Below are 12,633 nucleotides of genomic sequence, written 5' to 3'. Positions count from 1 at the left end.
CGCGCCAACTGTGTATTGGCGCGCTCGAAAATGTGGAAGGCGGGTACCTACGCCGGACCTGAAGCCCGCCAGCCGCCCGGCGCACCGCGATCGGACGGCCAAAGGTCTGACGAAATTCGGCAAATTTCGAAAGTTGCAGCGGCAACAGGTACGCGCATTAAGGGATTTTCCATAAACATTTTGCATCTTTCTAAATCGGCCGAAGGTGCTCCCCGGCCTCTTGGAGTGCCCTCAATGCCTGCCCCCATGACATCGCCCGACTCATTTTCCGGACCCCCGATGGCATCTCGATTCTCACTCGCTGCCAGGCTGTACTCGACGTTTGCCCTGATCGCGGTGCTGACCGCGGCGATCACCGTGTTGTCCGACTACAGCGCGCGGCGGAACGCCGAACTGACCGAGGCCGTCGACCTCGCGAGCCGCGCTGCCCTCAATGTCGAGCGGGTCAACTCGCTGGTCTACGCGGTCGTGATGGAATCCCGCGGCATCTACATGTCGACCGAACCGGCGACCGTGAAGAAGTATGGCGAAGGCCTCCTCAAGTTCAACGACCGCATCCTCGCCGTGGTCAAGAACTGGGAGACCCTGGTCCAGGCCGACGACGCCGAGCAGTTCGCGACGTTCAAGAAGCGCATCGAGCAGTTCATCGAGTTCCGCAAGGAGCTGGTCCGCCGCGGCATCGAGATCAATGCCGCGGCCGGGCGCGAATGGGGCGACAATGACGCCAACCGCGACGTCCGCACTGCCCTGAACAAGGATCTCGAGGCGCTGTCGAAGGTCTATGCCGAGCGCAGCAAGAAGCTGGCGCTGCAGGCCGACGCCAATCGCGCGATGGCGCTGATCCTGACCGGTCTCGGCGCGGCCGCCCTGATCGCGGTCGTGCTCGGCGTGCTGATCATCGCCCGCTCGGTCGCCCGGCCGCTGTCGCAGATCACGGCGACCATCAAGCGCGTCGCCGACGGCGACGACCATGTCGAAGTTCCGCACACCGGACGCGGCGACGAGATCGGCGCGCTGGCGCGGGCCATCAAGGTGTTCCAGGAGGCAATGGACCGCAACCGCAGCCTCAACGCGCAGGTCGTGCAGGACTCCGCGGCGCGCGATGCCCGCGGCCGGCACATCGAGACCTCGGTCGAGGCGTTCCGCGGCGCGATCGGCTCGGTGCTGCGCGCAGTTCACGACAATGCGGCCACGATGCGCCAGACCGCACAGACCATCGCGAGCGTCGCCGCCAGTGCGAGCGGCCGTGCGGTGACCGCGGCGAGCGCGACCGAGCAGGCCTCGAGCAACGTCTCGGCCGTGGCCGGCGCCGCGGAAGAACTTTCGGCCTCGGTCCAGGAAATTGGTCGCCAGGTCAAGCAGTCCTCCGGCGCAGTGGACCAGGCCGGTGCGCGCACCGACCGGTCGATCAGCGAGATCGAGAGCCTTGCCGCCACCACCCAGCGCATCGACGGAGTGCTCAGCCTGATCCAGGCGATCGCCGAGCAGACCAACCTGCTGGCGCTGAACGCCACCATCGAGGCCGCCCGCGCCGGCGAGGCCGGCCGCGGCTTTGCCGTCGTCGCGCACGAAGTCAAGGCGCTGGCCGAACAGACTGCGAAGGCGACCGCCGAGATCGGCGAGAATGTCGGCCTGATCCAGGCCTCGACCCGCAACTCCGTCGCCGCGGTGCGCGAGATCGGCCAGGCCGTGCGCGAGATCAGCAGCGTCACAGCGAACATCGCGAGCGCGATCGGCGAGCAGGACGCCGCCACACGCGAGATCTCCGTCAATGCCCAGCTCGCCGCGCAGGGCAACCAGACGCTGGTCGACAATATCGGCTCGCTGCGCGACGACATGGGCCAGACCAGCCAGGCGGCGGAATCGGTGCTCACGGCATCGAGCGAGCTGACCGCGACCGCCGACACGCTGTCGCGCGAGGTCGAGCAGTTCTTCCGCAACCTGCGCGCCGACGCCGCCGACGATGTGCGACGGACCGGAACGTAGGTTAGGTGCGAGCCTACCACTCCGGAAATCCTCGCTCGCTGTGCGCGGGGTCAGTGCAAGCTAAGGCATCGTTGGAGCGCCTCGTGGGGGCGCGCTGCCAAAACAGCGAAAACAACCCCATGCAAAGGAGCCGGCGGGGCTGCCGGCGTCCGATTTGGCGTCCGACCAGGCGGCGCACTCGGAAAAGCGGAAAAGCGACTTGACACGTCGGGCAACTCAGGGGTACTTTTCCAATATTCCGAATTTGCGCAAATAGCCCTCTTCGAGCGCTCACTCCACCGGCAGCACGTCGACCGCGACGCTGAGTTTCTGCTTGCTGGCACCGACGATGACGCCATCGACCGGCGAGACATCGGCGAAGTCGCGGCCGATGGCGAGGATGATATGGTCATTTGCGACCATCAGATCGTTGGTCGGATCGAAGCCGATCCAGCCGAGGTCGTTGCCGCACCAGACCGATACCCAGGCATGGGTCGCGTCCGCGCCTTGCAGCCGCGGCTGGCCCGGCGGCGGCATGGTGCGCAAATAGCCGCTGACATAGGCCGCGGGCAGGCCGAGCCCGCGCAGCCCTGCGAGCATCACATGGGCAAAATCCTGGCAGACGCCTTGGCGCTTCTCGAACACGTCACGGAGCGGCGTCGAGATCACCGTGGCTTTCGGGTCGTATCTGAAATCATTGCGGATGCGACGCATCAGGTCGGCCGCGCCTGACAGGATGGCCTCACCCGGCGGAAAGCTCGCGGCGGCATATTCCGTCACCGGCCGCAGCACCGGCGCCAGCGCGCTGGCAAAGATATAGCCGACCGGCGAGCGAGGGCCGAGGCTCGTCGCCTCGAAGGCGATGTCGCGGACGTCCTCCCATCGCGGGCTCCCGGCATCGCGCGCCGGCGGCTGCCGCGTCAGCGACACCCGCGAGCGCGAGTCGATGCGGAGATTGCGGTGCGCGGTCTCGATCAGGACGCTTTCGGTCAGCGTGCCGAAGAAATCGCGCCGCGACGTGCGCTCCGCGGGCTTCGGGCGGATCTCGATCGAATGCGAGATCAGCTCCTGGCCGTCGCCGATCATCGGCTCCAGCCGCAGCGCGCAGCGCGCGAAGCTCACCTGGGTCTCATAGCTGTAGGTCGTGACGTGACGAATGTCGTAGATCACGCCAGCCCCGTGAGCTTCTCCGGCCGGCTGGCATTCGGTCCATGCGGGAAGTAGTGCAGCGCGATGGCGTCGGCGAGGTTGAGCAGATCCTGCTCCAGTGCGAACAGCGTCTTGACGTCGAGGCTGGCTGCCTCCGCCGTCGTCAGCATCGCCTCGACGGCGACGGCGAGCCGCTGCGGCCGCTCGATCAGGCCGTGCTCCTTCAGGCTCGGCAGCGCGGCGATGTGCTCGTTGAGGCCGGCGACCTGGAATGCGACCGAGCGCGGATTGTAGGGATCGAGCACCGCCAGATCGCGCACCGGCGCGAGCAGCGGCTGCACCAGGTAGCGCGAGCGATAGGTGATCTGGCAGTCGATCAGCGTCAGCAGCACGTCGAGATCCTCGTCGCCGGCCTCGTCATAGGCGAACTGGCGGGTGAACCGCGCGGTGTTGATGGCGCGCTCGGCGCGGCGGCCCATGTCGAGGAAGCGCCAGCCGGCGGCGCGGTTCATGTTCTCCTGCGCGAGCCCGGCGAAGCTCGCCAGCTCCTGCAGGGTCAGCTCGGCGGCGCTGATCACGCCGTCATCGTCATGGACCTCGATCGCGAGCCGTTCGGCCATCTCGGTGATGACCTGCCAGGCATCCGGCGACAGCCGTTCGCGCAGGCCGGTCGCGGTGCGCTGCGCCGAACGCACCAGCGACAGGGCCGAGCCGAACCTCTCCTCGTTCTGCAGCGCCTCGAGCGCGATCCGTGCGGGATTGGCCCGCGCGGTCTGCGAGGCCGCGCCCCAGGCCACCAGCAGGCGCTGGATGCGCTCGGCCGAATGCAGCGCCGGCGCGGCCCCGTTCGAATTGGTTCGGGCCGGGTCGCGCAGCGGCGTGCTCAGCGCGCGGATCAGCCGGATCGTCGCCTCGGCGCGCTCCAGATAACGGCCGAGCCAGAACAGATTGTCGGCGGCGCGGCTCGGCAGCACGCCGGCGATGCGGCGGATGCGCACGGTATCGACGGCCGGCAACAGCGTTGCCGTCGAGACCTCCTTGTCGGACACGACCCAGACATCGGCGGAGCTGACGCCGTCGCCCATCGACACCGCCCGCGCATCCGCGCGGTCGGCGATGCGGCAGAAGCCGCCGGGCAGCACGGTCCAGCCGTTCGGCGTCGCGGCCGCAAACACCCGCAGCACGAAGGGCCGCGGCGCGATGCGGCCGTTCTCCCACACCGGCGTGGTGGAGAGCCGCACCAGCTCCTGGCCGACATAGTCAATGCCGCGATGGCTGATCGCGTCCTTCAAGCGGTCGCGGTCGGCCGCCGAGAGCTCGGCAGGAAGCACCGGGCCATGGCCGGGGAAGTCCGGCACGCCGCGGCCGTAAGCGCCCTCGATGGCGAACTCGTCGAGCCGCGACAGCACCTCCTCGCGGGCGGACTTCTGACCGCACCACCAGGTCGCGATGTGCGGGATCATCAGATCTTCGCTAAGCAGGCGTCGGCAGAGATTGGGCAGGAAGCCGAGCAGCGCCCGTGCCTCCAGCACGCCCGAGCCCGGCATGTTGGCGACCACGACGCCCTGTTTGCGCAGCACCTCGATCAGGCCGGGCACGCCGAGATAGGAGGAGGCGTCGAGCTCGAGCGGATCGAGCATGTTGGAATCGACCCGGCGCAGCAGCACGTCGAGCCGCTTCAGCCCGGCGACGGTGCGGATGTGCACGCGGTCGCCGGAGACCGCGAGGTCATCGCCTTCGACCAGCAGGAAACCGAGATAGCGTGCGAGCGTCGCATGCTCGAAATAGGTCTCGCTGAAGGCACCCGGCGTCAGCAGCCCGATCCGCGGCTCGTCGCGATCGGCACTGGCTCGCAGGCCGTCGCGGAACGCCTCGAAGAACGGCGCGACGCGCTCGACATTCATCGACTTGTACAGATTGGAGAAGGCGCGCGACAGCACCAGGCGGTTTTCGAGCGCATAGCCGGCGCCCGACGGCGCCTGGGTGCGATCGCCGAGCACCCACCAGCGGCCATCAGGGCCGCGGCCGATGTCGGCGGCATAGAAAGGGAGGTAGCGCCCGCCGGGCGGCTTGATGCCGCTGACCGCGCGCAGATATTCGCTGCTGCCGGCAATCGCCGCGGCAGGGATAGCGCCGCTCGCAACCAGGCGGCCCTCGCCGTAGAGATCGGCCAGCACCATTTCGAGCAGCTGTGCGCGCTGGGCGATGCCGGCCGCGAGCTGCCGCCAGTCGGCGGCATCGATGATCAGCGGCAGATGGCTGAGCGGCCAGATCCGGTCGGCGGTGTCGCCCGGCGCGCGATAGGTCACGCCGGCCTCGCGCAGATGCCGGTCGGCGGAGGCGAAACGCCGCTCGATATCGGCCGGCGACAGCGCGGCGAAGGCGTCGAAGAAGCGGCTCCAGACCGGACGCGGCGCGCCGTCCTGCGCAATGTACTCGTCGGGAATGCCGGGCAGCCGGACGTAGTCGCGCGTCCATTGCGCCATCCGGCGCTGACCGGGACGGGCCCTGCTCTCCTGACTGCTGCCTTGGCCGCCCGATCCGGTCATTCCCTGCCCTCGAATCGATTAAAGCAGCAGCGGCGTGCGCAAGTCGAGGGTCAGCGGAAACTCATTTGTGCGTTCCTCCGGCGGCGGCTCGATCCTGCCGGGGGTGTGGCCATGGTCCTGGAAGCGCGCCAGCCGACGCGCCTCGGCCTCATAGGAATTGACCGGCTTGGTCTCGTAGTTGCGGCCGCCGGGATGGGCGACGTGATAGACGCAGCCGCCGAGCGAGCGGCCGTTCCAGCTGTCGATCAGATCGAACGTCAGCGGCGCGTGGACGGGAATGGTCGGATGCAGGCCGGAGGCGGGCTGCCAGGCCTTGAAACGCACCCCCGCCACCGCCTCGCCGCCCCGGCCGGTCGCGGTCATCGGCATCCGCCTGCCATTGCAGGTGACGATGTGGCGGCCCTCGACAAAGCCGGTCGCCTTGACTTGCAGCCGCTCGACCGAGGAATCGACATAGCGCACGGTGCCGCCCGCGGTCCCCTCCTCGCCCAGCACGTGCCAGGGCTCGAGCGCCTGGCGCAGCTCGAGGGCGACGCCGCCATGGTGGACGCGGCCGAACACCGGAAAGCGGAATTCGAGCTGGGCCTGGTACCACTCCGGCTCGACCTCGTAGCCGGATTGCTTGAGCTCGGCGAGCACGCCGAGAAAATCCTCCCAGAGGAAATGCGGCAGCATGAAGCGGTCATGCAGCGCGGTGCCCCAGCGCACGAAGCGGCCCTGCTGCGGCTCGCGCCACAGTTTTGCGATCAGCGCGCGGATCAACAGCTGCTGCGCCAGTGACATCCGCGGATCGGGCGGCATTTCGAGCGCGCGGAATTCGACCAGGCCAAGCCGGCCGGTCGGTCCATCGGGCGAGTAGAGCTTGTCGATGCAGATCTCGGCGCGATGGGTGTTGCCGGTGATGTCGACCAGGATGTGGCGGAACAGGCGGTCGACCAGCCACAGCGGCGCCTCCATGCCCGGCGGCGGCACGTGCGACAGAGCGATCTCGAGTTCATAGAGCCCGTCATGCCGCGCCTCGTCGATGCGCGGCGCCTGGCTGGTCGGCCCGATGAACATGCCGGAGAACAGATAGGACAGCGACGGATGGCGCTGCCAGTACAGCACGAGGCTCTTCAACAGATCCGGCCGGCGCAGGAACGGCGAGTCCTCCGGCCTGCTGCCGCCGACCACGATGTGGTTGCCGCCACCGGTGCCGGTGTGCCGGCCGTCGATCAGGAAACGGTTGGCCCCGAGCCGCGTCTTCGCGGCATCCTCATAGAGGCCGAGCGTGATGCCGACGGCCTCGCGCCAGTTCTGCGCCGGCTGCACGTTGATCTCGATCACGCCGGGATCGGGCGTCACCTTGATCACCTCGAGGCGCGGATCGAACGGCGGCGCGTAGCCTTCGACGTGGACTTGCAATTGCAGCTCTTCGGCGGTCGCCTCGATTGCGGCGATCAAATCGAGGTAGTCCTCGGCCTTTTCGACCGGCGGCATGAAGGCGCAGAGCACGCCGTCGCGTACCTCGATCGACATCGCGGTGCGCACCGGCAGCGGCTCGGGAATCTCCTTCAGCGCCTGCCGCAGTTCGGCATCCGCCAGCACATCGCGCGGCGCCATCGGATCCTGCTCGACGATGTAGGGATAATCCTCCGGCGGGACGTACTCGAGCGAGGCGATCGGCAGCCGCAGGCCGAGCGGGGAATCGCCGGGCGCGAGGAACAGATGGCTGCGCCGGATCTTCCAGTGCTCGCTGCGCCAGCGCGCCGGCACGCGATCGCCGAGCGGGGTCCAGCGCTGGATCGGCAGCACATAGCCCTTCGGCGTGGTCAGCCCCTCGTCGAACACCCGTGCCAGCCGCGCGCGCTCCTCCGGATCGGTCAGTCTGGAATTGGCAGGACTGACATTGGCCGGCAGGCCGGCCTCGCGCTGCAGCCAGAAGCCAGTATCCTCGTAGGCGGGCATGACATGGCCGGCGCTCAGGCCGAGCCGCTTCGCGGTGTGCTCGGCGAAGCGCTTGGCGTCGGCGATCTCCGCCTTGCTTGCGGTGCCGATGCTCGCGATCAGGCCGGCATTTTTCCAGATCGGCTTGCCGTCCTTGCGCCAGTAGAGGCCGAAGGCCCAGCGCGGCAGGCTTTCGCCCGGATACCATTTGCCCTGGCCGTAATGCAGCAGGCCGCCGGGCGCGAAGCGCGTGCGCAGCTTGCGGATCAGATCGTCGGCCAGCGCGCGTTTGGTCGGACCGACCGCGGCAATGTTCCACTCCGGCGATTCCAGGTCGTCGACCGAGACGAAGGTCGGCTCGCCGCCCATGGTGAGCCGCACGTCCTCCTTCGTCAGGTCGGCATCGACCTGCTCGCCGAGCCGGTCGAGCCGCGCCCAGGACTCGTCCGAAAACGGCCGCGTGATCCGCGGCGCCTCGCCGATGCGCCTGACGCTCATCTCGAAGCCGAACTCGACATTGGCAACGCCCGCGGTGCCGGTCACCGGCGCTGCCGACCGGTAATGCGGAGCGGCGCAGACCGGAATGTGCCCCTCGCCGGTCAGCATGCCCGAGGTGACGTCGAAGCCGATCCAGCCTGCGCCGGGCAGATAGACCTCGGCCCAGGCATGCAGGTCGGTGAAATCGCTCTCGACCTCGCGCGGCCCCTCGACGGGATCGATGTCGGGCCGGAGCTGGATCAGGTAGCCGGAGACGAAGCGTGCGGCGAGCCCGAGATGGCGCAGGGTCTGGATCAACAGCCACGCCGAGTCGCGGCAGGAGCCGGAGCCCGCGGCCAGTGTCTCTTCCGGCGTCTGCACGCCGGTCTCCATGCGGATCACGTAGCTGATCTTCTTCTGCAGCTCTGCGTTCAGCTCGACCAGGAAATTGACGGTCGAATCGGCGGTGCGCGGAATGTCCTTGAGGTAAGCCGCAAGCAGCGGCCCGGGCTCCTCCGTTTCCAAATAGGGCGCGAGCTCAGCCTTCAGATCGCCGGAATAGTCGAACGGAAAGCTGTTGGCATAGGGCTCGACGAAGAAGTCGAACGGGTTCACCACCGTCATCTCGGCGATGAAGTCGACCTCGACCCTGAGCTCGGTCGCCTTCTCCGGGAAAACGTAGCGCGCCAGCCAGTTGCCTTGCGGATCCTGCTGCCAGTTCACGAAGTGATTGGCCGGCGTCACCTTGAGCGAATAGCTGAGGATCGGCGTCCGGGTGTGCGGCGCGGGCCGCAGGCGTATGGTCTGGGGCCCGAGATCGATCGGCCGGTCGTATCTGTAGTGCGTGACGTGATGCAGTGCGACTGATATCGACACGGACCCAGGACTCCAGCGGCTTTTTTGAGCAGAACACCGGTTCCGGTCGACATCAAGCACTAACAAAGGGCATGGGGTGCCCAAGGTGAGGGCGAATAGCGAATGGCGAGTAGCGAATGGAGCTTGCCCTATTCGCTACTCGCTACTCCCTATTCGCCCCTCTCACATCGTCGCCCCTAACACCCAGGGCGCGAACTCGGCGCCGCCGAAGTCAAAAGTCTCGCTCTTGGTCGGTTGGCCCGAGGCGGTCTTGAGGATGAGGTCGAAGATGCGCTGGCCGCATTCCTGCACGCTCTCCTCGCCGTCGAGGATGGTGCCGCAATTGACGTCCATGTCGTCTTCCATCCGCTTGTACATCGGCGTGTTGGTGGCGAGCTTGATCGATGGCGCCGGCTTGCAGCCGAACACGCTGCCGCGGCCGGTGGTGAAGCAGACGAGGTTGGCGCCGCCTGCGACCTGCCCGGTCGCGGCGACCGGGTCGTAGCCGGGCGTGTCCATGAACACGAAGCCCTTCTTGGTGACGGGTTCGGCATAGTTCAGCACATCGACGAGGTTGGTGCTGCCGGCCTTGGCCATCGCGCCGAGCGACTTCTCCAGGATGGTGGTGAGGCCGCCGGCCTTGTTGCCGGGGCTCGGATTGGCGTTCATCTCGGCGCCTTCGCGCTGGGTGTATTCCTCCCACCAGCGCATCAGGCCGACCAGCTTTTCGCCGACCTCGCGGCTGACGGCACGCCGGGTCAAGAGATGTTCGGCGCCGTAGGTCTCCGGCGTCTCCGACAGGATGACGGTGCCGCCGTGCCGCACCAGGAGATCACTGGCGGCGCCGAGCGCCGGATTGGCCGACACGCCGGAATAGCCGTCGGAGCCGCCGCATTGCAGCGCCACCGTCAATTCGCTCGCCGGCACAGGCTCGCGCCTGACCTTGTTGGCGTCGGCGAGCGCCTCCTTCACGAAGGCGACGCCGGCCTCCACCGTCTTGCGGGTGCCGCCCACCTCCTGGATGTCCATCGCGCGCAGCCGGCCGGCGAGCTTCTGCTCGGCCATCAGGCCGCCGATCTGGTTCACCTCGCAACCGAGGCCGAGCACGATGACGTTGGAGAAATTGACATGCCGCGCGTAGCCGCCGAGCGTCCGGCGCAGCAGCGCCAGCGGCTCGTCCTGGGTCATGCCGCAGCCGGTCTTGTGGGTCAGCGCGACGACGCCGTCGACGTTGGGGAAGTCGGCGAGCGGATTCTCGCCGGTGAACGGGTTCTTCTTGAACATGTCGGCGACGATGCCCGCGACATGGGCGCTGCAATTCACCGAGGTGAGGATGCCGATATAGTTGCGCGTCGCGACGCGGCCGTCAGCGCGGCGGATGCCCTCGAAGGTCGCCGGCAGATCGAAGTTCGGCACCGGCTTGACGTCGACGCCATAGGCATAGTCCTTGGCGAAATCGCCCATGCCGCAATTCTGCACGTGCACGTGCTGGCCAGGCGCGATCGGCTGGGTCGCAAAGCCGATGATCTGGCCGTAGCGCCTGATCGGCTCGCCCATCGCGATCGGCTTGATCGCGACCTTGTGGCCGGCCGGAATGCGATCGACGGTGGTGACGCCGTCGGCGACCTCGAGCCCCGGCGGCAGGCTCGCGCGCGCAATCAGGACGCTGTCGTCAGGATGCAGGCGGATTACTTGCGTCGGGGCCATGTGGAATCTCCTTTGGAGGCGAATAGCGAATGGCGAGTAGCGAATAGCTCACTACTCGAACCGGCAATCCCTATTCGCCATTCACTACTCGCTATTCGCGTCCTTATGCCTTGCCGCCGGACTTCTCGCGGGTCGCGTTGACCTGCATCTTGGCGTAGGTCTGCATCAGGCCGACCTCGTTCGACAGCGTCACGAGCTTGAAGCCCATGTTGATCGCGCGCACCGCGCCCTCGGCGCCGGAGCAGTGGATGCCCGGATTGAGGCCGCGCTTGCCGCACTCCTTGATGATCTTCTCGTAGATCTTGAGGATCTCCGGCTCGTCGCGGTCGAGCTTCGGCACCAGGCCGTAGGAGAAACCGAGATCGGACGGACCGATATAGACGCCGTCGATGCCCTCGACGTCGAGGATCGCTTCCATGTTCTCGACCGCGGTCTTGGTCTCCATCATCGGCAGCAGCACGATCTCGTCGTTGGCAGTCTGCTGGTAGCTGCCGGCCGAGCCGTACATGCCGGAGCGGATCGGGCCGTTGGAGCGCACGCCCTTCGGCGGATATTTTGCATACGAGACGAGGTTCTTGGCTTCCTGCGGCGTGTTGACCATCGGGCAGATCACGCCATAGGCGCCGCCGTCGAGCACCTTGCCGATGATGCCGGGCTCGTTCCAGGGCACGCGGACCATCGGCGTCACCGGATGGGCGTGCATCGCCTGGAAGCATTGCACCATCGACAGATAGTCCTGCACGCCGTGCTGCATGTCGACGGTGACGCTGTCGAAGCCGCATTGCGCGATCACTTCGGCGGAGAACCCTGACGGGATCGCGAGCCACGCGTTCACCACCGCCTTGCCCGACGCCCAGACCTGCTTGACCTTGTTTGCCATTGATCGCGTTTCCTTTTGTGTTTCTTGGAGGACCTTAGCTGGTTGCCCGCTGGATGGAGACTTCACTGACGCCGACTTCGCGCGCGGTATTGACTATCGCTGCCCAGGTGTCGTCAGGCAAGGGGATGCCGCTTTTGGTGCGCTCGGCGCGGGTTTTCCGTTCGGGATCGCCCGGAATCAGCACGGAATCCGTGCCGGCGATCGGCTTGGTGGCGCGGATGAAATCGCTGTAGCGGGTGATTTCCTGATCGAAGAAGTTGCTGGTGTCGATCACCTTGGGATCGATGTAGAACGCCATCATGCCGTTGGCGAAGCGGCGGTCCGACGAGGTCGCGCCGGTGCCGGTCAGTGCGCCGCCGAGCAATTCGCAGATGAATGCAAGGCCCGAACCCTTGTGATCGCCGAAGGCGCGGATCGCGCCGGTTCCCTTGGTGTGGTCGCGCGGCCCATCCGGCGTATACGGGCCGTACAGCACGTGCGGATCCTCGCTCAGCGTGCCGTCGGCATCGACCAGCGCGCCCGGCGGCAGCTTCTTGCCGCCGCGGCTTGCCACCAGGCACTTGCCCTCGGCAACGACGGAGGTGGCGAAATCGAGCACGATCGGATCCTGGCCCTGGCGCGGAACGCCGACGCAATACGGCGCCGTCGACAGCCGCTTCTCCACGCCGCCATAGGGCGCGACCAAGAGCGAGCCCGCCGCGGTGACGAAGTGGATCGAGACGAGGCCTTCGGCCGCAGCCATTTCGGCCCAATCACCGACGCGGCCGAGATGGCCGGAGTTGCGCAGCGCGACCGCGGCAAGTCCCGCCTTCTTGCACTTCTCGATGCCGAGCTTCACCGCGATCGGCGTGACGGTCTGGCCGTAGCCATACTTGCCGTCGACCACCGCGAGCGACGGCGTGTCGACCACCACTTCCGGCGTCTGGTTCGGCACGATCGAGCCCATCTTCTTCCACCTGATATAGACAGGCACGCGGATCACGCCGTGGCTGTCATGCCCGGTGAGGTTCGCGGTCGTCAGGTAGGTCGCGATGCGCTTCGCTTCCTCGGGAGAGGACTCCGAATGCGAAAACACCTCGGAGACGAAATTGATGAGGTTATCGACCTTGATGGTGACCATGAAAG

At 67.0% G+C, this 12,633-nt stretch carries 7 protein-coding genes; 1 reads left to right on the top strand and 6 read right to left on the bottom strand.

The annotated features are described in order from the left end of the window. The first annotated feature begins 246 nt into the window (after positions 1–246). Positions 247–1,986, top strand: a complete 1,740-nt coding sequence (locus J6500_RS24770) for a methyl-accepting chemotaxis protein (RefSeq protein ID WP_225715349.1) — start codon at positions 247–249, stop codon at positions 1,984–1,986. 270 nt (positions 1,987–2,256) lie between these two features. Here the strand turns inward: J6500_RS24770 and J6500_RS24765 are convergent, their stop codons facing one another. From J6500_RS24765 to J6500_RS24740, 6 genes are all read right to left on the bottom strand, one after another. Further along, a complete protein-coding gene (locus J6500_RS24765; protein WP_225715315.1) occupies positions 2,257–3,135 on the bottom strand; it encodes a transglutaminase family protein in 879 nt (292 codons plus the stop codon). Continuing rightward, complete coding sequence (locus J6500_RS24760) at positions 3,132–5,663, bottom strand: circularly permuted type 2 ATP-grasp protein (protein ID WP_225715314.1); 2,532 nt, start codon at positions 5,661–5,663, stop codon at positions 3,132–3,134. Before J6500_RS24760 ends, J6500_RS24765 begins: the two co-directional genes overlap by 4 nt. Before the next feature lie 18 nt (positions 5,664–5,681). Then, the gene (locus tag J6500_RS24755; RefSeq protein WP_225715313.1) at positions 5,682–8,942 is read right to left on the bottom strand and encodes a transglutaminase family protein; all 3,261 of its coding nucleotides are present in this window, start codon (positions 8,940–8,942) and stop codon (positions 5,682–5,684) included. Between the two features lie 162 nt (positions 8,943–9,104). Then, positions 9,105–10,628 (bottom strand): D-arabinonate dehydratase, encoded by a 1,524-nt coding sequence (locus J6500_RS24750; RefSeq protein WP_225715312.1) that lies wholly within the window; start codon positions 10,626–10,628, stop codon positions 9,105–9,107. A 103-nt stretch (positions 10,629–10,731) separates the two neighbouring features. Next, complete coding sequence (locus J6500_RS24745) at positions 10,732–11,508, bottom strand: HpcH/HpaI aldolase family protein (RefSeq protein ID WP_225715311.1); 777 nt, start codon at positions 11,506–11,508, stop codon at positions 10,732–10,734. Between the two features lie 34 nt (positions 11,509–11,542). Continuing rightward, positions 11,543–12,628: a malate/lactate/ureidoglycolate dehydrogenase gene (locus J6500_RS24740; RefSeq protein WP_225715310.1), complete on the bottom strand. Its 1,086-nt coding sequence runs from the start codon at positions 12,626–12,628 to the stop codon at positions 11,543–11,545. Positions 12,629–12,633 lie beyond the last annotated feature (5 nt).

Origin of the sequence: Bradyrhizobium semiaridum, assembly GCF_020329505.1 — a bacterium.
Taxonomy (GTDB): Bacteria; Pseudomonadota; Alphaproteobacteria; order Rhizobiales; family Xanthobacteraceae; genus Bradyrhizobium; species Bradyrhizobium semiaridum.
Note: the sequence above shows the minus strand (reverse complement) of the source record. Positions and strands in the feature narration are given on the sequence as shown.

Coding starts and splice junctions, on each gene's coding strand:
- J6500_RS24770 (WP_225715349.1), top strand. CDS start 247: ATGACATCGCCCGACTCATTTTCCGGACCCCCGATGGCATCTCGATTC.
- J6500_RS24760 (WP_225715314.1), bottom strand. CDS start 5,663: ATGACCGGATCGGGCGGCCAAGGCAGCAGTCAGGAGAGCAGGGCCCGT.
- J6500_RS24750 (WP_225715312.1), bottom strand. CDS start 10,628: ATGGCCCCGACGCAAGTAATCCGCCTGCATCCTGACGACAGCGTCCTG.
- J6500_RS24745 (WP_225715311.1), bottom strand. CDS start 11,508: ATGGCAAACAAGGTCAAGCAGGTCTGGGCGTCGGGCAAGGCGGTGGTG.
- J6500_RS24740 (WP_225715310.1), bottom strand. CDS start 12,628: ATGGTCACCATCAAGGTCGATAACCTCATCAATTTCGTCTCCGAGGTG.